21 protein-coding genes and 2 pseudogenes are annotated in these 22575 nt (G+C 59.8%); 19 read left to right on the forward strand and 4 right to left on the reverse strand.

Features of this window, described 5'->3' with window-relative positions; all coding sequences use genetic code 11:
* Positions 1-17: 17 nt before the first annotated feature.
* The 12 genes from P3C18_RS10365 to P3C18_RS10420 all read left to right on the forward strand — a co-directional run bounded on the left by P3C18_RS10365 (position 18) and on the right by P3C18_RS10420 (position 9841).
* Positions 18-707, forward strand: a complete 690-nt coding sequence (locus tag P3C18_RS10365) for an ABC transporter permease (protein ID WP_275961777.1) — start codon at positions 18-20, stop codon at positions 705-707.
* A 15-nt stretch (positions 708-722) separates the two neighbouring features.
* Positions 723-1418, forward strand: a complete 696-nt coding sequence (locus tag P3C18_RS10370; protein ID WP_275961778.1) for an ABC transporter permease — start codon at positions 723-725, stop codon at positions 1416-1418.
* Positions 1419-1427: 9 nt separating this feature from the next.
* On the forward strand, positions 1428-2540 hold the full coding sequence (locus P3C18_RS10375; protein ID WP_275961779.1) for a succinylglutamate desuccinylase/aspartoacylase family protein: 1113 nt from the start codon (positions 1428-1430) through the stop codon (positions 2538-2540).
* A gap of 20 nt (positions 2541-2560) precedes the next feature.
* The gene (locus tag P3C18_RS10380; RefSeq protein WP_275961780.1) at positions 2561-3328 is read left to right on the forward strand and encodes an ABC transporter ATP-binding protein; all 768 of its coding nucleotides are present in this window, start codon (positions 2561-2563) and stop codon (positions 3326-3328) included.
* Between the two features lie 132 nt (positions 3329-3460).
* Positions 3461-4408 carry a MurR/RpiR family transcriptional regulator gene (locus P3C18_RS10385; protein WP_275961781.1) on the forward strand — a complete coding sequence of 316 codons (948 nt, stop codon included), beginning with the start codon at positions 3461-3463 and terminating at the stop codon, positions 4406-4408.
* A 238-nt stretch (positions 4409-4646) separates the two neighbouring features.
* Positions 4647-5441, forward strand: coding sequence for an outer membrane protein OmpK (locus P3C18_RS10390; RefSeq protein WP_275961783.1), 795 nt, complete (start codon positions 4647-4649; stop codon positions 5439-5441).
* A 151-nt stretch (positions 5442-5592) separates the two neighbouring features.
* Positions 5593-6087 (forward strand): LEA type 2 family protein, encoded by a 495-nt coding sequence (locus tag P3C18_RS10395; protein ID WP_275961785.1) that lies wholly within the window; start codon positions 5593-5595, stop codon positions 6085-6087.
* 50 nt (positions 6088-6137) lie between these two features.
* On the forward strand, positions 6138-6479 hold the full coding sequence (locus P3C18_RS10400) for a zinc ribbon domain-containing protein YjdM (RefSeq protein ID WP_275961787.1): 342 nt from the start codon (positions 6138-6140) through the stop codon (positions 6477-6479).
* A 284-nt stretch (positions 6480-6763) separates the two neighbouring features.
* The gene (locus tag P3C18_RS10405) at positions 6764-7291 is read left to right on the forward strand and encodes an oxidoreductase (protein ID WP_275961788.1); all 528 of its coding nucleotides are present in this window, start codon (positions 6764-6766) and stop codon (positions 7289-7291) included.
* Positions 7284-8867, forward strand: a complete 1584-nt coding sequence (locus P3C18_RS10410; RefSeq protein ID WP_275961790.1) for a GGDEF domain-containing protein — start codon at positions 7284-7286, stop codon at positions 8865-8867. Before P3C18_RS10405 ends, P3C18_RS10410 begins: the two co-directional genes overlap by 8 nt.
* Positions 8868-8874: 7 nt before the next feature.
* Positions 8875-9237 (forward strand): response regulator, encoded by a 363-nt coding sequence (locus tag P3C18_RS10415; RefSeq protein ID WP_275961791.1) that lies wholly within the window; start codon positions 8875-8877, stop codon positions 9235-9237.
* A 1-nt stretch (position 9238) separates the two neighbouring features.
* Positions 9239-9841: a hypothetical protein gene (locus P3C18_RS10420; protein ID WP_275961792.1), complete on the forward strand. Its 603-nt coding sequence runs from the start codon at positions 9239-9241 to the stop codon at positions 9839-9841.
* Between the two features lie 109 nt (positions 9842-9950).
* Here the strand turns inward: P3C18_RS10420 and P3C18_RS10425 are convergent, their stop codons facing one another.
* Positions 9951-11297, reverse strand: coding sequence for a beta-galactosidase (locus P3C18_RS10425; protein ID WP_275961794.1), 1347 nt, complete (start codon positions 11295-11297; stop codon positions 9951-9953).
* Between the two features lie 325 nt (positions 11298-11622).
* On the opposite strand from P3C18_RS10425, the gene P3C18_RS10430 reads away from it, so the two are divergent.
* Together P3C18_RS10430 and P3C18_RS10435 are read left to right on the forward strand one after the other, a co-directional pair.
* The gene (locus P3C18_RS10430) at positions 11623-12345 is read left to right on the forward strand and encodes a transporter substrate-binding domain-containing protein (RefSeq protein ID WP_275961795.1); all 723 of its coding nucleotides are present in this window, start codon (positions 11623-11625) and stop codon (positions 12343-12345) included.
* Positions 12346-12379: 34 nt separating this feature from the next.
* Positions 12380-12574, forward strand: coding sequence for a hypothetical protein (locus P3C18_RS10435; RefSeq protein ID WP_275961796.1), 195 nt, complete (start codon positions 12380-12382; stop codon positions 12572-12574).
* Between the two features lie 207 nt (positions 12575-12781).
* Here the strand turns inward: P3C18_RS10435 and P3C18_RS10440 are convergent, their stop codons facing one another.
* Positions 12782-13462, reverse strand: a complete 681-nt coding sequence (locus P3C18_RS10440) for a hypothetical protein (RefSeq protein WP_275962045.1) — start codon at positions 13460-13462, stop codon at positions 12782-12784.
* Between the two features lie 357 nt (positions 13463-13819).
* Here P3C18_RS10440 and P3C18_RS10445 point away from each other — a divergent pair, with 357 nt between their 5' ends.
* From P3C18_RS10445 to P3C18_RS10455, 3 genes and pseudogenes are all read left to right on the forward strand, one after another.
* A complete protein-coding gene (locus P3C18_RS10445) occupies positions 13820-14545 on the forward strand; it encodes an endonuclease (protein WP_275961798.1) in 726 nt (241 codons plus the stop codon).
* Positions 14546-14624: 79 nt separating this feature from the next.
* Positions 14625-15206 (forward strand): DUF1415 domain-containing protein, encoded by a 582-nt coding sequence (locus tag P3C18_RS10450; protein ID WP_275961799.1) that lies wholly within the window; start codon positions 14625-14627, stop codon positions 15204-15206.
* Positions 15207-15523: 317 nt separating this feature from the next.
* A pseudogene (locus P3C18_RS10455) lies at positions 15524-16651 on the forward strand (FimV/HubP family polar landmark protein); the annotation flags it as partial.
* Between the two features lie 122 nt (positions 16652-16773).
* On the opposite strand, the gene P3C18_RS10460 reads toward P3C18_RS10455, so the two are convergent.
* Entirely contained in the window at positions 16774-17886 is a 1113-nt protein-coding gene (locus P3C18_RS10460; protein WP_275961800.1) for a hypothetical protein, read from the reverse strand.
* A gap of 261 nt (positions 17887-18147) precedes the next feature.
* On the opposite strand from P3C18_RS10460, the gene P3C18_RS10465 reads away from it, so the two are divergent.
* Entirely contained in the window at positions 18148-18498 is a 351-nt protein-coding gene (locus tag P3C18_RS10465; RefSeq protein WP_275961801.1) for a hypothetical protein, read from the forward strand.
* A gap of 276 nt (positions 18499-18774) precedes the next feature.
* Here P3C18_RS10465 and P3C18_RS10470 read toward each other — a convergent pair whose 3' ends face one another.
* Positions 18775-20742 carry a methyl-accepting chemotaxis protein gene (locus P3C18_RS10470; RefSeq protein ID WP_275961802.1) on the reverse strand — a complete coding sequence of 656 codons (1968 nt, stop codon included), beginning with the start codon at positions 20740-20742 and terminating at the stop codon, positions 18775-18777.
* Between the two features lie 155 nt (positions 20743-20897).
* On the opposite strand from P3C18_RS10470, the pseudogene P3C18_RS10475 reads away from it, so the two are divergent.
* Positions 20898-21929: pseudogene (locus P3C18_RS10475) on the forward strand (DUF2804 domain-containing protein).
* The last annotated feature ends 646 nt before the right edge of the window (positions 21930-22575 follow it).

A 22575-nucleotide genomic window follows, 5' to 3' on the forward strand; every position in this document is an offset into this window, starting at 1 on the left:
GCGTGAGGAACCCCATCATGCTCCACGGCTACGGCTCGACCATTCTCGAGGGCGCCTGGCTGACCCTCAGTCTGGCCCTGACTTCCATGACTCTGGCAATTGCCCTGGGCCTGGTTGGCGCAGCGTTTCGCCTGTCACCGCTGAAATGGCTGGCACTGCTCGGCGAAGGCTACGCCACAGTTATTCGCGGCATCCCTGATCTGGTGCTGATTCTGCTGATCTTCTACGGCGGTCAGGACCTGGTAAACCGCGTGGCCCCGCTGCTCGGTCACCAGCAGTACATCGACATCAACCCCTTTATCGCCGGGGTCTGCACCATGGGCTTTATCTTCGGTGCCTACCTCTCGGAAACCTTTCGTGGCGCCTTTATGGCCATCGCCAAGGGGCAGGCCGAAGCCGGTGCGGCCTACGGCATGAGTGGCATGCAGGTGTTCTGGCGGATTCTGGTGCCGCAGATGATTCGCTTCGCCATCCCCGGCTTTACCAACAACTGGCTGGTGCTGACCAAGGCCACCGCACTGATTTCCGTGGTGGGCCTGCAGGACATGATGTTCAAAGCCAAGAACGCCGCCGACGCCACCCGCGAACCCTTCACCTTTTTCCTCGCGGTTGCCGCGCTGTACCTGTTGCTCACCACGGTGTCCCTGCTGGCCCTGCGCCTGCTGGAAAAACGCTACTCCGTGGGCGCCCGCCTGGCCGAACTCTAAGCGAGACCTTCTACCGTGCTCGATTTCCAACTGATTGCCGACAGCCTGCCGCTCTACGGCAGTGGCGTACTGGTGACCTTCAAACTGCTGGTGATTGCCCTCGTGCTGGGTCTGACGCTGGCCATTCCATTGGCACTGCTGCGCGTTTCACGCGCGCCCTGGCTTAACGGTCCGGCCTGGCTCTACACCTATGTAATCCGCGGCACGCCAATGCTGGTGCAGCTGTTCCTAATTTATTACGGCCTGGCGCAGTTCGAAGCGGTACGGGAGAGCGTGCTCTGGCCGTATTTCTCCAGCGCCACCTTCTGCGCCTGCCTGGCGTTTGCCATCAACACCAGTGCCTATAGCGCGGAGATCCTGGCGGGCAGCCTTAAGGCCACGCCCCATGGCGAGATCGAAGCCGCTAGAGCCGTGGGCATGTCACGCGTCACCCTGTACCGCCGCATCCTCCTGCCGTCGGCCCTGCGCCGAGCGCTGCCGCAGTACAGCAATGAAGTGATCATGATGCTGCACACCACTTCGCTGGCCTCGATCGTCACCCTGATCGATATCACCGGTGCGGCGCGCACTGTCAGCTCGCGCTACTACATGCCATTCGAGGCCTTTATCACCGCCGGGCTGTTCTACCTGGTGCTGACTTTTATCCTGGTGCGCCTGTTCAAGCTGGCCGAAGGCCGCTGGCTGGGCCACCTGGCCCCGCGCAAGAGCTGAGGGAAAGCTATGCAACATATTCAGCACCGGTTGCCCTGGAGCACGGCGGGAACGGAGCGCCGGCTTTCACTGTTTCGTTTTGGTAGCGGCCCGCGCAAGGCCTATATCCAGGCCGCCCTGCATGCCGATGAGCTGCCGGGCATGCGCGTGGCGGTGGAGCTCAAACAGCGGCTACTCGAACTGGAACAACAGGGCCACCTCAATGGCGTAATCGAACTGGTGCCCGTGGCCAACCCGATTGGTCTGGGGCAGATGTTTCAGGCCACCCATCAGGGCCGCTTCGACCTGGCCAGCGGGCAGAACTTCAACCGCGACTTTCCTGCGCTGGCCGAGCTGATCGCGCCACAGCTGGAAGGCCGCCTGGGCGACGACGGGCAAGCCAACGTGACGCTGATTCGCCACCTGATGATTGAGGCCATTGCCAAGCTGCCATCCGCCAGATCAGAGCTGGACGGCCTGCGCCGCCTGCTGCTGCGACAAGCCTGTGACGCTGATGTGGTACTCGACCTGCACTGTGATTTTGAATCGATCATGTTGCTCTACGCCCTACCCCAGCACTGGCCCAGCCTGCAGCCATTGGCCGCGCGTCTGCGCGCCGGCGCGGTGTTGCTGGCCGAGGACAGCGGCGGCAACTCCTTCGATGAAGCCTGCGCCGTACCCTGGCTACGCCTGGCCGAGCGTTACCCGCAGGCGCAGATTCCACTGGCCTGTATGGCTACCACCATCGAGCTGCGCGGCATGGCCGATACCGACCGCACTCAGGCGCAACACAGTGCCGACGACATTCTCGGCTTTCTCGCCGAACAAGGGCTGATCAGCGGCGACTGGCCCGCCGCCCCCATTACCTGTTGCGAAGCCACACCCTTTGCCGGCGCGCAGTACGCCTACGCGCCGCACCCCGGCGTGGTGAGTTATCTGCAACCGCTGGGCGCACGGGTAAAGGTCGGCGACCCGCTGTTCGAGGTGATCGACCCGCTGAGCGATCAACACTCCGTGGTGCACGCCACCACCTCAGGAATCCTCTACGCCCGCGAACGCTTGCGCTATGCCCAGCCCGGCCTGTGGCTGGCCAAGGTCGCAGGCCAGCACCCGATTCGCCAGGGCCGCCTGCTTACCGACTAACAACAAGAGAATCCGCTGCCATGTACACCTTGGAAATCGACAACCTGCACAAACGCTATGGCACCCATGAAGTGCTCAAGGGCGTGTCCCTGACCGCCAGGGCTGGCGATGTCACCAGCATCATCGGCTCCAGCGGCTCGGGCAAAAGCACCTTCCTGCGCTGCATCAACCTGCTGGAGCAACCGCACAGCGGGCGCATTCTGCTCAATAACGAAGAGTTGAAACTGCAACCGAGCCGAGCGACCGGCGCACTAAAGGCCAGCGATAGCAAACAGCTGCAACGCATGCGTTCACGCCTGGCCATGGTCTTTCAGCACTTCAACCTGTGGTCGCATATGAGCGCCCTGGACAACGTCATGGAAGCGCCGGTGCATGTACTGGGCATGAGCAAGAAGGACGCCCGGGAAAAAGCCGAACACTACCTGGCGAAAGTCGGCGTCGCCCATCGCAAGGACGCCTACCCCGCGCATATGAGCGGCGGTGAGCAGCAGCGCGTGGCCATCGCCCGCGCCCTGGCCATGGAGCCTGAGGTAATGCTGTTTGATGAGCCTACCTCGGCGCTGGACCCGGAGCTGGTCGGCGAGGTGCTCAAGGTCATGCGCGACCTGGCCGAGGAAGGCCGCACCATGGTGGTGGTCACCCACGAAATGGGCTTTGCCCGCGAAGTGTCCAACCAGTTGCTGTTCCTTCATCAAGGCCGCGTCGAAGAAAGCGGCTGCCCGCGCGAGGTGCTGGCCCAGCCCAAGTCCGAGCGCTTGCAGCAGTTTCTCGCCGGCAGCTTGAAATAGACGGAGCCTGTAGGCCGACCGCGCGCAATGCCACAGCCGCGGCCGGCTTCGGATACACTTCAGCCGCAACGACCCAGGCCTGCCCCGACCCGGCGCGCACGCCCAACCCTTCAACGTGCTGAAAGCCCATCCATGCCGACTTCTGCCAAGAACGTAACTGTCTACGCCGCCCCGGTGATGCGCAAACTGGCGGAAATCGCCCCGCACCTGCAGCCCTCGCTGCGCAAGGTGGCCGACTTTATCCTGCGCCACCCATTGAAAGCCGCGACCCTGACCATCGAGGAAATGGCGGTGGAGACCGCCACCTCGGCGGCGGCCGTCAACCGTCTGGCCAAGGCCATCGATCTGGGCGGTTATACCGGGCTAAAAGCCGAACTGGTCAGCACCTTGCAGCAGATGGTGTCGCCGGTGGACAAGCTGCGCAACGAACTGGCGCATCGTCCGGACGGCACCTTCGGCCTGCACGAGCAGGTACAGATCGCCACCAGCAACCTGGCCACCGCAGGGGCCAATAACAGCGCGGACACCTTCGAAGCTTTTGTCAGCTGCCTGATCCAGGCCCGCAAGATCTACATCCTCGGCTTCGGCAACAGCGCCTATATGGCGGGCCTGGCAGCGGCCAACCTGGTGCCGTTCTGCGCCGATGCCACGGCAGTGAGCATGGAAGGCGGCAACGAAAACGCCGCGTATCGCCTGGCGGCCATCACCGAACAGGACGTGCTGCTGTCGATCTCCCTGCCGCGCTATTCCCTCGATACCCTGCAGCTGTCGCGCTTTGCCAGCGAACGCGGAGCGACCGTGCTGGCGATCACCGACTCGCCCGCCTCGCCGCTGACCACCATCGCCAAACACGCGCTGTTTGCCCCTGCCGATCACCCGGTGCTGATCAGCTCCAACACCTCGGTGCTGGCCTTGATCGAAGGCCTGGTCGCCGGCGTGATGGCGCGCAACAAGGAAGCCGTGCAACTGGCCGCTGAGCTGACCGAAAGCGTAATGTCCTACCTGCATGTAGCGGGCAACGACAAGCCGGTGCGCAAGCCGATCAAGCGCCGAGCCGGCACCACGCCACGGCAGAGCTAACCGCCAGCACTCGAGCAGGCGCACCAACTTAAAGCCGAAACTGTCCAGCCGGTCAGTTATCAGTGCATGCAACGTATTTACATTCCCCTGGAAACCACTAGAGTGCGCGCCCGCAGCGCTCTAGTGGTCGCGTCGTGGGCAAATGCAGGACTTGGCCTTGTTCTTGCTCAAGCCTCGACAGCCTGACCACTCAGACAGGTTTAAAACGATAATTCAGCACTTTGGGGAGCACCACTCGATGAACCGTACTCTTTCCTCTCTGGCCCTGGCAGGCGGGCTGCTGGCGGGCGGCCAGGCCATAGCGGGTGACCTGCTGCACTGGCAGAACAACAGCCTGACCTACCTGTATGGCCAGGATTACAAGATCGACCCGGAAATCCAGCAGACCGTGACCTTCGAGCACGCCAGTGGCTGGGCTATCGGCGACCTTTTCTTCTTCGTCGACACCATCAAGTACAACACCGACGCCACCAATGGCGCAGGCGACGGCCACACCTTCTACGGCGAGTTCTCACCGCGCCTGTCGTTCGGCAAGCTGTTCAACAGCAAGCTGGAATTCGGCCCGATCAAGGATGTGCTGCTGGCCACCACCTACGAATTCGGTGAAGACGATGTCGAGTCCTACCTGATCGGCCCAGGCTTTGACCTGGCGATCCCCGGCTTCGACTACTTCTCGCTGAACTTCTACAACCGCACTACCGATGGCAAGCGCGACGGCGATAACGTCTGGCAGATCACCCCGGTGTGGAGCTACACCATCCCGGTGGGTAAATCCGACATCGTGATCGACGGCTTTATGGACTGGGTGGTGGATAACGACAAGAGCTACCACGCCAACCTGCACTTCAATCCGCAGATCAAGTACGACCTGGGTAAAGCCATGAGCTGGGGCGAGAAGCAGCTGTATGTCGGTATCGAATACGACTACTGGAAGGACAAGTACGGCATCAAGGACAGCGGTTTTGTCAGCGACAACTTCGTCGGTGCGACCGATCAGAACACCGCCAGCCTGCTGGTAAAAGCGCACTTCTGATACGCAGCGGCAAACCCGCCAGCACCTGTGACTGCAGGCTGGCGGGCATCCGCCGCAACAACCTATCTCGCGCTAATTTGCCCAGCTGCGGCGTAATCGCCGCAGTATCAGGGTCTTCTACTCTGTGATTACTCAGCAGTGGAAACCCAGCATGCCCAACGCCCTTCACCGCACACTCGCCCGCGCCCTGCTTGTCAGCCTGCTGCTCAGCCTCGCTGCGTGCAGCACCCTGGCCCCGCGCGACCCATTGCGCATCGAGCTGGTGGGTATCGAACCGCTGCCCGGCGAAGGCCTGGAAGCACGCTTCGCGATCAAACTGCGAGTGCAGAACCCCAATGACCGGGCCATCGATTTCGACGGCGTAGACCTGGAATTGCAGGTTAATCAGCAACCACTGCTCAGTGGCGTTAGTGACCAGCGCGGGCAAGTGCCCCGTTACGGCGAAAGCATCCTGCGCATTCCCGTCAGTCTTTCCGCCTACGCCGCGCTTCGCCAGGCCTGGGGCATGGCCGGCTATCAGGACGGCCAGGGCCTGCCCTATGAACTGCGCGGCAAACTGGCCAACGGCCTGTTCGGCACCTGGCGTTTCAATGACCGTGGCACACTGAACTGGCCGCAATTGCCCGCGCCCGGCGCAGCGCGATAAAACCCTATACAATATGCGGCCTTTTCTTATCGACCCATCAAGGACCCGCCGTGAGCACGTTGCCGCCCTGCCCTAAATGCAACTCCGAATACACCTATGAAGACGGCGCCCAGCTGGTCTGCCCGGAGTGCGCCCACGAATGGTCGGCCACTGGCGCGAGCGACGCGGCAGATGACCCCAAGGTGATCAAGGATTCGGTGGGCAACGTGCTGCAGGACGGCGACACCGTCACCGTGATCAAGGACCTGAAAGTCAAAGGTTCATCCCTGGTGGTCAAGGTCGGCACCAAGGTCAAGGGCATCCGCCTGTGCGACGGCGACCACGACATCGACTGCAAGATCGACGGCATCGGCGCGATGAAGCTGAAATCCGAGTTCGTGCGCAAAGTCTGAGCACAGCACCTGCCATAAAAAAGCCCCGGCCAACTGCCGGGGCTTTTTTCTGCGCGCGCGATACACCAGTAAAACTACCTAGCAATGCACTACAGGCTATTACTGACAACCTAGTCGAACTACCCGCTTTGCAATCCTGGGCTACCCTTCTGGCTACACTAGCGAGCCGGCAAAGCCCACGCACAGGGTATTGCGCGAGGTGTCGCCCGCTACAACGACTTAAACCTTGAACGTGTAACTTCAACAATTAAACAGTGGTGCTATAGCCCAAGGCAGATTCGACAATGAGTGTGCGGTCCATTATTCAACATATCGCTATCACCACCCTGCTCTCGCTGCTTTATTCGATTAGCGCCAGTGCGACTCAAGGCCCGGAACCCACCCGCAGTAAAACCCTGTTGGCCCTGCACTGGGTCGATGATCAGGGCGTGCCACGGCAAACCCGCCTCAAGCTTGAAGATTTGGACGCCATGCCGCAGAGCACCCTGACCCTTGAGCTACCGGAAACCTTAGGCATCCAGGGCAGCCACAGCTGGCAAGGCATCAGCCTGCAGGAGCTGCTCAAGCTGAGTGACAGCAGCGGCCAATCGATTCGCCTGCAGGCGCTGAACGGCTATTACGCGACCCTACCGGTCAGCGATGCTGAACAGTTCAATCCAGTCCTGGCTTATCGGCGCGACGGGCAGAATTTAACCATCCGCGAAAAGGGCCCGTTTATCCTGATCTACCCATTCAATAAATTTAAGCAACTTGGCCAACAAGTTTATATAAACCGCTCAGTCTGGCAGATCAATGAAATCCATATTGAATAAGACTTATCTGGGCGGATTATTCAAACGACCGACACGTGGCAGCTGGCTGACTGAAGCATTACTGTTGGCCGTTATTCTGATGGCTGCGGCCACACTCTTTGCGCTGCGCATTACCCAGCTGGAAATGCACACCCTGGCCAAACCCCAGCAGAACCATGACCTGTGGTACGTCACCAATACCGCGCTGGAACTGCACAACCTCGGCCGAGTGGCCCGTAAAGCCTACACAACCCAAACGCTGCATGAGGCGCGGGACGAACTGGAGGTGCGCCTGGATGTATTGGCCAGCCTACTCAAACCCGCCGAATTCGCGCCGAAAGTAGCGAAAAGCATCCTGCACACCCTGCCGCAGGCCCAGCAAACCCTGGGAATGCTTAGCGAGCGCATTGAGTCCTGGAGTTATCGCCTGGCCAACAGCGCCGACCCATCGCAGGTCACCCAGGAGATTGCCAACCAGGTCGACACCCTCTCAGAAAGCCTGCGCCATGTGGTGCTCGCCGTGCATATCGCCAGCACCAACGCGCAGGACCAGGCACGCATCAAGCACTACGAAAAGTTCGTGCTACTCGCCTGGATTCTGCTGGCCCTGCTGATCGGCATCACCCTGTTGGTGATCAAGCTGATCAGGGACCGGCAAATCATGAAACGCCTGTCCAGCCACCTCGAGTCACTGAACAAACGCCTGGAAATGCGCGTCAACCGCCGTACCCGCCAACTGGCCGAGAGCAAGGCGCTGCTGATGTTTATTCTCGATGCCAGCCCCAGCGAGGCGGCGCTGGTAAATGCCGAATCCGGCGATGTGCTGTTTATCAACAAGACCCTGCTCGACAAGCTGGAACTCAGCTCGCCGCCACCGCAGCTGTTCCTGAAAAGCCTGCTGGTCGCCCCAGAGCAAGGTGAGGCGTTTATCGACGAGCTCGATCAGTACGGTCGCGTCGATAACTGGGAAGCCCAGGTCATGCCGCACAAGCCGTACTGGAGTTCGTTGTCGGCCAAGCTGGTGGAGATCGAAGGCAAACTCGCCCACCTGCTCTGGGGCTTCGATGTCAGCGAGCACCGCAGCCTGCTCAACCTGCTGGAAACCCAGGCCAACACCGACTCACTGACCAAGCTGTACAACCGGCGCGCGTTTTACAAACTCGGCGAACAGGTGCTGGACGGCTGCAAACGCTATGAACATCCGTGCAGCGTGCTGATGATCGACATCGACCACTTCAAGCAGATCAACGACACCCACGGCCACGCGGTTGGCGATGAGGCCATCTGCAGCCTGAGCCAGACCTTGCGCGACACCCTACGCGATGCCGATATCATTGGCCGCATGGGCGGCGAAGAGTTTGCCGTGCTGTTGCCGCACACCGACCGGCAACAGGCCCTGGACAGCGCCGAGCGACTGCGCCAGGCCGTCGCAGCCACCCCGATAAACAGCACCAGTGACACCCTGCATATGACCATTTCAATAGGAGCGGCCGTATTCAACGCGCAACAGAACGCGACCCTGGAGCAGATGTTGATCACAGCTGACAAAGCGCTTTATCAGGCCAAAACCACTGGCCGCAATCGTGTGGAGATTTGATACCGCCATGACAAAGAACTTTTTGATCGTTGATGACAGCATGGTCTCGCGCATGATGACCAAGAGCATCCTCGCCAGCCTGCAACCCGGCTGGACGGTGTTTGAAGCCGCCAGCGGCCAGGCGGCGATCGAGACCTGCCGCGAGCACCCCATCGACCTGATCAGCATGGACCTGAACATGCCGGGCATCAGCGGCCTGGAAGCCGCGACGGTGATCCGCCAGGAGTACCCCGGCATCAAAATTGTCATGCTCACGGCCAATATCCAGTCGGCCATCCAGGAGCAGATCCAAGCCCTTGGCCTGCCCTTTCTGGCCAAACCGATAACCGCCGACAAGGGGCCAGCGCTCTTGCAAGCGCTGGGACAGTGACATGCTCAAACTATCAAGCCTGCAAACGGATGTGCTCTGCGAGATGTTCAACATCGGCATAGGCCGCGCCGCAGCCGCCATGAGCGAAATGCTCCAGGATGAAGTGCTGCTGTGCGTGCCCGAGCTGCACTTTGTCACGGTCAGCGAAGTGACCGAACACCTCGGCAAGAAAAGCGCCTCGATGTACTGCATCCGTCAACCATTCCAGGGCATGTTCTCCGGCAACGCGCTGCTGATCTTTCCCGAGGACAAGAGCCTGGAGATGGTCAAAATGCTGATCGGTGACGTACCGCCCGGCACCGAGCTGCTACAAATCCAGCGCGACGCCCTGCTGGAAGTCGGCAACGTGGTGCTCAACGCCTGCCTGGCCTCGCTGGCGGAAATGACCAGCACGCCATTTGAATGCAGCATGCCCTCGGTCGACTCCGGCGACACCCGCAAAGTGCTCGGCACCCGCGTGCAGAATCATGTGGTGATGCTGATCCATATCCGCTTTGAGCTGAAAAAACAGGATATCGAAGGCTTCGTGGTCTTCGTGATGAACTCGACCTCCTACGAAGACCTGCTGCAGGCGGTAAACCGCTTTATTGCGACCCTTGGTTAATTGACCCGGGGATCGAAGTGCTCCACCTATTCAGTGTGAGCACGCCTCAACTCCAAACGGCCGAAGGGGATAGCAGCAACTTGGCCATCACTGCTCCCCCCCCTGCCGCTTACATAACGATGATTTGCATTTCAGTCCCCACATCTACAGCCAACCCAGCACCGCTCGCGTTGAAACTCCGACTAGTGCCCTGCAATGGGTTGTAGATCGTACCTTTGCCTTTACGCGCAAGGGTCACACGGCCGGGCTCCTGCGCCCAGAACAGCCAGACCCAGCGTCCGTCTGCACGCTGCCAAGCCGTGCTCAACATTCCCCGAGGAGCATTGGCAAACGCAGGTGCATTCAATGGTTTGAGACTCGGCCCGGTAATCTCCAGGAAACGCTTCAACGTCTTGTAGGCAGGCTTCTGGCTGCCATCCAAACGCAGCAACCCATACTTCTGATCACGCAAGGTGGCACGGGCATCAAGGTCACTGAGGTTGAAAAGAAAGATCCGGTCGTAGTCCATCGCACTCATCAGGGCAATGCGCTTGACCAGGTAATCGGCCTGGCCTTGCTCACCAATAATCGGCTGCCACTCCACCTGGCCACTGTAGCTGGACCAACCGAATTCGGTTGCCCAGATCGACTCGCTACCCAATTCACGTAGGCGCTGGTTGAGCACCGTGCCACGGACAAGGAAGTCCTTATCAGCAACCACATCACCCTCTGGCTTCAAACTGTATGGGTGATAGGCCGTTACGCGGTCATTACTGATGCTGCCCATGCCATCTAATGCCTCCAGCATCAAACCACCGCGTAAAGGCATCTGGCTGTAGTAGGCCATCCCGCCCATCACGCGCTGCGCATCGGGACTAACCTGCTCAAGCTTATTCAAACTGACTTCAAGCAACTGGTTGTATGCCGCCGGATCCTCCATTGGCTGCCAGAAAGGAGGGATGTTCTGCTCGTTCCACACCTGCCAGGCATCCACAGTGGGGTAGCGTGAGGCGAGATAACCAAGGCTATTGGCAAACATCTGCGCAGAAATCGGCGGGTACTGGTCGTAGTTCGGCGTGCCCGCTGGCGCACTGCTGGCGAATGGGGCGGAGCCCACCATAAACAGAAGCGAACGGACATCCTTCTCAGCAAGTACCTGCGTCATTCGATCCAACGTATTCAACTGCCATTGCCCAGGTGCCGGCTCCAAGCGGTCCCAGTGCAAATCAACGCGAACCCAATTCAAGCCCAGCGCCTGCATCTGATCGAGCTGATTACGATACGCCGCTTCCTCAAACCAAAGCAGCTGGGCATTCACGCCCAAGAAGTCAGACCACACCACATCACGTGGGCCTTTAAGCGAGAGCGATGGCTCAGCTTCCAAGCTGGGACATATCAACACCATCAGGCTAAACAGCATGACTGAGAGTTTTTTACGGCTAGGCGTTGCAAAGGAACTGCATGTCCAGAGTTTCATGTCTGGCTCTCCTATCAGGTGGGCACGACACCAGACTAGGGAGAGTCAACCAATGCTTCGCGCCCTCAAGGATAGAACTGAGAAGCACCAATCAATTTTCTGACGCCAATCTACAGGCGGTATATTTAGTCAATTTCAATTTCCTCTATCGATCAAAAAACAACCTAAAAAAGGAAATAAGTCATAGCAAAACGCAGTAACACCACCGCAAAAACATCACCAAAGCCATATGCAAAAAAGGCCGAACACACAACATCTGCCGCGTAATTGGCTAGCATCAATACAGAGCAAATCGCTCGTTCGAGGCGTCCGCCTGGAGGACCTCATGCGTATTGTTGCGCTGTGCCTGATGCTGCTACTGCCATGGGCTGTGCAGGCTGAACCATGGAAGGTGGTGGGCGATGAGCAGTTTGCGCCCTACAGCTTTGTCACCATCGAGGATGACCAGCCGCGCGGGCTGGATGTCGAGTTGGTGGAGGCCGTTATGCAGGAGGCCAAGATTCCCTACAGCCTGCGCTTGTACCCTTGGGAGCGGGTCAAACGCATGATTGATCGCAGCGAAGTGGCCATGGCCTTCCAGTTCGCCGGCACCCCTGAACGGATGCAGCAATACGAGCTGGTCGGGCCGATTCGCACCGGCTCCACGGTGTTTATGACCTCGCGCAAAACCACCCTCACCGACTGGGCCGAACTCGACGACCTGTCGCCTTACACCATTGGCCAGGTGCGCGGTTATGCCTACCAGTCGGACTTCGACAAGGCCGAGCTGTCGCGCGATACCAGCGCGCAGAACCCACGGCAGCTGGTGTCGATGCTGCTGGCCGGGCGCATTGATGTGATAGTCGGCGATCGGGTGCAATTGATGTACTTCGTGCGCGAGCAGCGCGCTGAGCAAAACGTACGCCTTCTGCCCAAACCGCTGGTGGAAATGCCGCGCTATGTGGCCTTCGCCAAGGGTGATAGCGCCCGTGCCAAACAGTTCTCAGCAGCGCTGGAGCGTTTAAGACAGGCTGGCACCCTGGATAGCATCCACAAGCGCTGGCACTAAGCCGCGCCTTTTATACCTTTGCTCAGGAGCCATCATGCGCGTCGCCCTTGCGCTATTACTGCTATCAACCACCCTCGCCCTGAGCGCCTGCGGCCTCGGTGAAACGGCGGCAACCGCCAGCCTGCAAGCCGAGCAAGCGGCGCAACTGCAGCAGCAGACTGAACAGCTGAAACAGCAGATCGAAGCGGCCAATGCACAGAGCAATAAGCGCTTGGAAGAAGGCTATTAAATAGAGGCGTAGAAGCTGTTTACGGCCTTGTGAGCTAGAGCCCTGCAAGGCAAAAACAGGCGAGGAAGCGGAGTGTACGGGCTGTACATGAGCATTACTCGTTTCACTCGCCCTTCGGGCCGCGCTGAAGCGCGTTAGCCGAAAACGGCTTGCAGAGCCTGTTTTTAACGCAGCAGGGCCGACGCGCAACAGACCGTAAATAGGTTCTTATTGCACCGGTAGGAAGTTCATAAAGAGCAAACCCTGGGCATAACTCACGCCCATACGCCGGTAGCGCTCATCCAGCACATCGGTGAGCAGATCCAATCGCGCGACTATCTTGCCGAACTCCACGGCATAGCTGAGGTTATGCCCCTCGGCGGAAATCTCGTTAGACAGCAGCCAGGGCTTGCCGCCGGCATCCGTGCGCTGGGCAAGCATCCAGCTGGCCTTCTCGAAATTACGTGCGGCGTTATGGATAAACTGCGGGTCCAGCGTGTCGCTCAGGTAGTACTCGGTGCGCCCGCCGTGGGCGGTAATCAGCATGCTCGCCAATGAATAGATAAACGCCCCCACGCGGTCCCCCTGGTACTCGGCGCTCAGGGCATAGCTCAGCGCCGCCACATCGGTGCGCCCGCCCAATTGCGGCAGCGGCTGATCCAGCTCAATGGCGCGGTGTACCGCACGCTTGGCGAATTCCACATCAGCCAGGCCAGTTTTGCGCCATTCGCGCGGGTTGCGCAGGTACAGCTTGTCCATCAGACGGTAGAGGCTATTGAGGTTATTGCGCATGCCCAGGGTAGCCATGCGGTCGGCATGACTCTGGAAGAACTCGGTGGGCTTGATCGGGCTGCGGTTGCTGATGATGGTCTGATGGTCTTGCCGGCTCGAACAACCCGCGATGGCCATTACTGCCGCCAACAGAGTCGCCAACAGCGCCCAACGGCGGATTGCCACAGCACTGCCGCCCGACCAGGCGGGGCCCATTTTTAGCCATTGCCAACGCTGCACAGTACTCATCAGAGGAGCTCGTCCGCTGCGGTGTGATGGGGTAACGCTAGCAACAAAATCCAGATTGGCCAGTTTTCCTCCTGAATACATGACTTTCAGCACAATCAAGCACCTAGCCGCATAAGCTCAGGTGGACTGCCAACAGACCGCCTCACAGGCAAAAGGTTGGCGACCACTGATCAGGGCACCTTCAAAAGGCCCGTCGCAGAGCGCTTTAATCGGTATGATCCGCAGCTTTTTGGCTGCGAGTGCCCCATGCTGCGTCTGCTTGTGCTGTTTTGCCTGTTAACCACCCTGCCCGCTTTTGCCGATGCCCCGAAAACCTTCAGCGCCGCGAAGAAAATCGCCTGGCAGTTGTATGCCGAGCGACCCAACACCTTCTATTGCCAATGCGCCTACAGCGGTAACCGGGTCGACCTCGGCAGCTGTGGTTACAAAGTGCGCAAGCAGGAGCGGCGCGCCGCCCGAGTGGAATGGGAACATGTGGTACCGGCCTGGGTGATTGGCCATCAGCGTCAGTGCTGGCAGAACGGCGGCCGCAAGAACTGCGCACGCAACGACACCAGCTTCAAAGCCGCCGAAGCCGACCTACACAACCTGGTGCCGAGCATCGGCGAGGTAAACGGCGACCGTTCCAACTACGCCCTCGGCATGCTCAGTGACAAACCCACGCAGTACGGCGCCTGCCCGATGGTGGTCAACTTCAAGGCGAAAACCGCCATGCCGCCAGCCCACGCGCGCGGGGCCGCAGCACGCATCTATCTGTATATGGCCGAGCGTTACCAGCTGCGTCTGTCCAAGCTCGACCGCCGCACCTACGAAGCCTGGAACCGCCAATACCCGATCAGCGAATGGGAGCGCTGGCGCAATCAGCAGGTCGGCTGCGTGATGGGCCACGGCAACCCTTATGTCGGCACCATCGACCTCGGCCGCTGCAGCCCGCTACGCCGCGCCGGCAACCCGCAACGCAACAGCGGCTAAGCACAGACAATTGCCGAGAGAACTCTGCGCGCCGCTATTGACGCTAAACTTCACGCTAAGCCAACCCGAGTATTGCCCTATGCCCAGCACCGCCACCCCGAGCGCCGCCCACGCCATTGCCGAAACCCGCGCCTGGGTTGATCGCGCGGTGATCGGCCTAAACCTCTGCCCGTTCGCCAAGGCGGTGCAGGTCAAAGGGCAAGTGCGCTATGTGGTGTGCGCCAGCGCCGAACCGGAAGAACTGCTCAGCGCCTTGGTCGACGAGCTGCACGCGCTCGCCAAGTGCGAGCCAAGCGAAACCGACACCACCCTGCTGATCCACCCCGCCGCGCTTACCGACTTTCTCGATTTCAATGATTTTCTCGCCGTGGTCGACGATGCCCTCGACGAGCTCGGCTATGCCGGCATCCTGCAAGTGGCCAGCTTCCACCCGCAGTTCCAGTTTGCCGACACCGACGTCAATGATGTCAGCAACGCCACCAACCGCTCGCCCTACCCGACCCTGCATATCCTCCGTGAGGCCAGCATCGACCGCGCCGTGGCCGCCTTTCCCGACCCGGAGGCGATCTTCGAAGCCAATATCCAGACCCTGGAAGACCTCGGCACAGATGGCTGGGCCGACCTGCAGGCGCAATGCCGCAAAGATGCGCAAAACAGCTAAACCGTAAACGCGTGGCGACCAGAAACACCTGACCGCGCAACAGCCGCACCTATCCCACTCAGCACCCACGCCTATTCAAACGGGCGTGCGGACGCTGTGCGCCCGACGAATGGACGCTATTGCCACCGAGAACCTTGAGAGATTTGCAAGCTGATCAACACAATTAATCGGCGCGACTCAATAAAATCCCACCTCTTTCGAAACTGCCAATACTGGCCGAGTTGATTGCTGAGTAGGGTCACCTCTGCGGCCGGGACGGCAACAACTTTCAAGACCCTCTCGCTGGTCGAGAAACAGATAACACAAGGGATAACGCTATGGCTCGGGTTCGTAAACTGGTGCTGGCAATTGCAGCGGCTTCGGCGCTGTCATCCGGCATGGCGCACGCTCTAGGGCTGGGTGAAGTGACACTGCAGTCAGAACTCAATCAACCCTTGGTGGCTGAGATCGAGTTGCTGGAAAGCCGTGGCCTGGACGCCAACGAAGTGATCCCAACCCTGGCATCCCCAGAAGCCTTCAATAAGGCCGGGATTGATCGCCAGTTCTTCCTGACTGACCTGAAGTTCACCCCGCTGATCAAAGCCAATGGCAAGAGCGTTATCCGGGTGACCTCGAATAAGCCAATGCGCGAGCCTTACCTGAACTTCCTGGTGCAGGTGCTCTGGCCAAATGGCCGTTTGCAGCGTGAATACACCCTGCTGCTGGACCCGCCGCTCTACACCGCGCAAAACGTGATCCCTGCCGCCATCCAACAGCCGCTAACCGCAGCGTCTTCTGCACCACGCACACAATCATCTGCAGCGCGCCCAGCGGTTACTGCAACTCAGCCAGCATCCCCCGGCGCGGCTGCCACACCATTGGCAGGCAATGAGTACAAGACCACCGCCAACGACAACCTCTGGGACATTGCCAACCGTGTGCGGGCTGACGGTAGCGTGCAGCAGGCCATGCTAGCGATCCAGGAGCTGAATCCGCAGGCCTTTATCGATAACAACATCAACCGCATGAAAAGCGGCCAGGTGCTGCGCCTACCCGATGCCCAACAAATCAACAGCCGCACGCAAAGCGCCGCCATCGCGCAGGTTAATCAGCAAACCGCAGCCTGGCGTGAGGCGCGCAGTGTTGCTGCCAGCGCCCGTCAGCTGGATGCCAGCAAGCGCAATACCGCAGCCGCTACGCCGGCCACAATTGAACGCCGCGATAACCTGAAACTGGTTGCAGACGGCAGCGATAAGGCGGGCGCCGGCAGTGACAAAGGCAGCGCAGGCAACAAGGCCCTGCTTGATCAGTTGGCGATAACCCAGGAAAGCCTCGATTCGACCAATCGTGAAAACGCTGAACTGAGAAGCCGTATTGCCGACCTGCAGAGCCAACTCGACAAACTGCAGCGCCTGATCCAATTGAAAAACGATCAGATGGCCAAACTACAGGCTTACCTGGCCGCGCAAAATCAGGCTCCAGCGGTAACGCCTGACGTGTCAGCCGCTACCACTGGCCATCAAACACCGGCTATTCCTTAAGCCCTAAAGCGCTCAAAGCCCAGAGCTGTGGGCTTTGAGCGTGGCACTTAGCTACTCGCCGGGGTGCACTTGGCCTGAGCGGTCTCGGGAGTCAGGTTGCGCACCGAGGTGTAGAACAGCTCGCAGGTTTGCAGCTTGTCAGTGACCTGCCATTTCTCGCTGCAGCTGCTCAGCACTGGGCTCGCGTCCTGGTTGGGCTGTTCGCCCATCCGGGCCTGCCAGCAGGCGGCGCTGAGATCCTGCCCCAAGACCTTTAAGCCGGCAGCATCGGCTTTCTGCTGATCGCCGTCGTAGTTTTCCGGGTCAGCGGCATACCAGATGTAGCTGGGGTGGTTGGCGCCAAGCACGGCCACTTGCTGCCCAGCGGCAGGGCTGATCTGCGCCAGACCAAGGACATCGACAGAAACCCCGTACTGCTGCTTAACCCAGCTGCGCACCGGGCTGCCAAAAGCCACCATTGGCAGCGTTTGGCCGCCTTCGCCAGCGGTCAACTGCATAACCATCTGCGTCTGGTAGGCGTTGAAATAGCTGTAAACCCCTTCAAGCGCGCTACCGGCGTTGGCAGGCGCGGCAATCGGGGCAATATCGATGATGGTCTGGAAGGCCGGTGTCTGCGCGGCATTGATGCCATTCTGGGTCAGCAGATCGGCCCAACGGTTTGTGGTGCTCGACTCCAGATAGTCCTGCGCCTGGGTCAGCGAGTAATCCGGCGGGAAGTGCAGCAGTTCAACGCTCTTGCGGTTATCCAGCGCCATGCCCAGCGGCAGAAACAACGACCAGTTGTATTGCCACTTGCCATCTTTATTAAGCAGTTTGGCGCCCGCGTAGGCCAGCTCCCCAGTCTTCAGCAGTTGTTCGAGCGGTTTACCGTAGCCTTCAGGCACCTCGGTGAACTTGGCGAAGAGGTCTTGCTGTTCGCGGTGGACGCTGACCTTGGCGGTGGCATAACCATCACGCTGCAAGCTCTGACGCAGGTAGTGCTCGGCGGTCTGCTCCAGCGTCCAGTCGCGATAGCAGATCACATTGCAGTTATTGGGATAGGCAAACAAACGGGTAACGCGTTCCGCGCTGCCCAGCTTGACCGTGACATCCGCGGCCTGAACGTGACAGGCCAGCAACCCAGCGGCTGCGACAAGCAATAATCCTTTGCGGCTCAACATAAACGACTCCTTAAATGGGGGCTTCTGCGCTTCCGGCTCCAGGCCCAGGGCTGAAGTGCGGAAGCGAAGGCGGCGGGTTGAATTGTTTTTGCTCCGCCAGCACGCCAATACTGCCAAACATCAGCGTCTCGAACACACCTGATCAGCTTTACGCGGCCGTGCTGTTTTACACAGGCTTTACATTGCGCCCTGCAATGCCGCGCAACAGCCAGTGTCGAAACTACAAGCCGGGAAAGACCGGTTTGCAGAGGAGTTTCGATCATGCAGTCGCGTATCCCCCTTATCACCGGCCTGCTGGCCAGCCTGGCGCTGTTTGCCCAGGCCCCAGCGCAGGCCTCCAACCGTGACGCAGCGATTGCCGGAGCCGTGGTGGGCGCGGTGATTGGCGGCGTTATCGTCAGCCAAAGCCGCCCCGTACAGGTCTACGCCCCGCCACCGCGCGAGTACTACCCGCCGCCACCGGCCTATTACCCACCACAACGGGTGTACTACGAACGCCAGCCGGTTTATTACCAACCGGCCCCCGTGTATTACGTGCAGGAACGGCCGCGCCATAAACGCTGGCATGGCCACAAACACCGTCGGCACGACGGCCATGGCTATCGCTGGTAAACAAAAAGCCCCGCAGTTGCGTCAGGTTGTTCACATAAGAAAAATGCCGCTTCGCCCTTGCCAGGGAAGCGGCATTTCTTTGTGCTCACCACCGTAGGATGGGTGCTAACCCATCAATTGGCTGATGGGTTAGCACCCATCCTACGGCCTGAACCACTGCCAAAGACTTAGAGCGAGGAAGATTTCAAAGCCCGCCGCTCTATAGGGCGTAAAGCGGCCCCACTTAAATGAACAGCATTGCCGTAACTACGAGGCTTTCTGGGGTTAACCCGCGCCTTACTCCGTGCGGAAACGCACCACCAGTTGCTTCAGCTCACTGCTCAGGCCACTTTGTTCCTGGGCGTAGCTTTCCACCTCGGCTGCCTGCACGGAGATCTGCGTTACCGCGTCGTTGATGGCGACGATGTTCTGGTTGATCTCCTCGGTCACCAGGTGCTGTTCCTCGGTGGCGGTGGCGATCTGCATGGTCATGTCGCGGATCATCTGCACCTTGCCTTCAATGCTCTCGAAGGCGGCCATGACCTCATCGGACAAGACGATGGCCTTGCCCGATTCGACCAGGCTTTGGTCCATGCTCACCGTCACTTCCTTGATGCGGTTGACCAGCAGGTTGAGGATATTGTTGATCTGCTCGGTGGAGTCCTGGGTGCGCTTGGCCAGGTTGCGCACTTCATCGGCCACCACCGCAAACCCGCGGCCCTGCTCGCCCGCGCGGGCGGCTTCGATGGCGGCGTTCAAGGCCAGCAGGTTGGTCTGCTCGGCGATCTGCTGAATGGTCGAGAGGATATTGTTGATATTGACCGTTTCCTTCTCCAGCTCCTGCAGCACCTTGCTGGAGTTCTGGATGCTGGCGCCGAGCTTGTTGACCCCCGACGTACTGCGCGCGATCACCTCTTTGCCATTGCGCGTGGCCACCAGCCCCTGCTCCGACACATCGGCGGTTTGCACACAGGTCTTGGCCACCTCATTGGCCGCCGAGGACATCTCGGTCACGGCCGTGACAATCTGCTCCACCGAACTCAACTGACGCTGCAGCGTGGCCGACATCGCCGTGGTGCGTTTATTGGTATCGCTGGACACTCCATCCATGCTGATGGCGTTTTCCTTGATCACGCGGATCATGCCCTGGATCGACTCGATAAACTGATTGAACCACTTGGCCAGCTCGCCGGTTTCATCGCTGCTGAGCAGGTCCAGCCGGCGGGTCAGGTCACCTTCACCCTGAGCGATGGTGCGTAGCCCGTCCTTCACCAGATTGATCGGGTTGACGATACGGTTGGCGATCACCACCCCAGCCGCGCCGAACACCAGCACCAGCACGATGCAAACAATCAGGGTGATCCAGGTCAGCTCACGGGCGCTGGCGTAGATCTCGTCCGCCTGCTTGAAGCCGACAAACTTCCAGCCCAGCTCCGGCGAGGTGTAGACGTTGGCCATATACGCCACCCCGTCGATCTCCACCTCGACCAAGCCGTTTTCGGTCTTGCCGATGGTGGCAAAGTACTCGCCAGGCAGCTCGCTGACCTTCTTGAAGTTGTTGTCCGGCTTCAGGCCATCCACCAGCAAAGTGCCGCTGCCCTCGGCCAGCATGAGAAAGCCGGTTTCGCCAAAGCGCACCTTCTGCGCCATATCGGTGAGCGCCTTGAGCGACACATCCACCGCCACCACCCCGGCAAACTGCCCGGCGTTGTCCTTGAAGCCCTTGAGCACCGAGACATACACCGCGTCATCCGGCTCCCAGTAATAACCGTCGCGGCGGCCCAGAGTGAAATTGGCGTCGCGGCCAATGGGGTACCACTCACGCGTGCGCGGGTCCCAATCACCGTAATCCCCGGTGCCCGGCCACTCCACATAGCCGCCCTTGGTATCGCTCATATACACGTAACCGAAGGTGGGGTTGTTCTTACCGATGCTGGAGAAGTAATCGAAAATCTGCTTCTCCCGCCCACCATTGGCGGTGGCCACCTCACCCGGCTTGCGCGCCTCACCGAAGTAGGTGGTCAGCTCACCGTTATCGGCATCCTTGACCGCGGGGTATTCCGCCAGGGCCGAAACGGTGTAGCCCACCGAATCAAAGAAAGTGGCGAAGCTGTTGTTCACCAGCTTCATATCCAGGCTGCTGGATACCAGGAAGTTCTCTTTGGCCTGCTGCGTGACATTGCGAATCGTCAGCAGCGCCACCACCAGAACGGGAATCAGGGTTGCAACCAGAAAGCTCAGCAACAGTTTGGATTTGATACGCATGGGGCTTCGCCTTCTAGCTGTCTAGTAATACGCTCTATCGGCGCTACTAGAGGATAGTTAAGGCTGCTCACCGCGCTAGGCGACTTGGACTTAGCCAAAAACAGCCGAGCCAGCCAAACGGCAAACCGCCGCAGAATAAAAACAAGAGGCCAATCATGCAGCACGAAATTCTCGCCCCCCTGCCACTGCTGCAACCCGACGGCACGCTAACCGAGCCCGGTTGGGCTCGCCAGCCGTATTGGCACTACCAACGCCAGGCCGTCGCCGCGAGCAGTTGGCGGATCAAGGAATGGGACTACTACGCCGTGGTGTCACCCGAGCAGTTCGCCATCTGCCTGACCGCCAGCAACCTCGGCTATGCCGGGCTCTATGCCATTTGCCTGGTCGACCTGACGCAAGGCCGCAGCTGGCAGATCGATACCTTGCAAGTACTGCCACTGGCGCGGCATGCCTTTCCGGAGCGCGCCGACAGCGGCGAAATCAGCTTCAGCAACGCTCAACTGACCCTGCAGATACGGCGCAGCGGCGATGAACATCGGCTGCATTTCTCCAGCGCGCAGTTCCAGGGGCCCCACGGGCGTGGCATCGAGGGCGATCTAACCTTGCGCCTGCCGCCGGACCATCAGTCGATGAATATCGCCACGTCCTGGCCCTAGCAACGCAAAGCCTTCTACTACAACAGCAAGTTCAACTGCCTGCAGGCCAGCGGCCAGTTCAGCCAAGCCGGCAAGCATTACCCACTAAGCCCAACGCGCGACCTCGGCGTGCTCGACTGGGGCCGTGGCGTGTGGACCTACAACAACACCTGGTATTGGGCCTCGGCGTCCGGTTATGTCGAAGGCGAGCTCTTTGGCCTCAACCTCGGCTACGGTTTCAGCGACCGCAGCCCCGCCACGGAAAACCTGCTGCTGTACCGCGGCGTGGCGCACAAGCTGGATCAGGTCGCGTTTGAGTTTGACCGTAACGACTGGCTGAGACCCTGGAAGATCCGCAGCAACGATGCCCGCCTGCAACTGGATTTCACCCCGAGGGTCGATCGCAACAGCAAGCTCAACTTGCTGTTGCTGGCCTCCGAACAGCACCAGGTGTTCGGCCATTACAACGGCCACGTCACCCTCGACGATGGCCAAGTCCTGGCGATTCACAACCTGCCGGGCTTTGCCGAGGAAGTGCGCAACCGCTGGTAAACCGCCCTAATCAGCGCGTCACGCCGCTGGTGTATTGGCTCTGCTTACTGGTTTCGCCCTTACGGCGAGTTACTTTCTCTTTGCTCGCGCGAAAGAGAAAGTAACCAAAGAGAAAGCGCGCCCGGCATCCGGGTTTCGCTGCGCTCAACTCCCCTCGCTCCGGTGCTGTTCCGAGGGTCGTCACGGTGGGCCATCCCTGGCCCATCGTCCCTCGTTTGGCATCCATGCCAAACGCCCCTCTCCACAGCACCTCCACTCGGCCTCCTGACGGGATTCGGGGACCGCGTTGTTTGGACTATTTGTGGACGGCAAAGCAAAACGTAAAAGCCGAAACAAAAGCATCGCGGGCAAGCCCGCTCCTACAGTTTGCTGTGCTTCTAAAAACACCAATCTCACAGACGACGCCAAACGCCCCATCAGGAGGCCGAGTGGAATCGTTGTGGAAGGGGTTGAGCGGCATGGATGCCGCGAGAGCCGCGATGGGCCAGGGATGGCCCTTCGCGGCGTGCCCCTGGAGCAATGATGGAGCGAGGGAACCCGACGAAGTCGGGCCGGATGCAAGGGGCAAGACCTTTTGCTTACTTTTGGGGCGTTTGCCAAAAGTGAGCCGCCGTAAGGGCGGAACCGTTAGTAGCAACAACACATA

This window comes from Pseudomonas sp. 1928-m (genome assembly GCF_029269135.1).
Taxonomy (GTDB): Bacteria; Pseudomonadota; Gammaproteobacteria; order Pseudomonadales; family Pseudomonadaceae; genus Aquipseudomonas.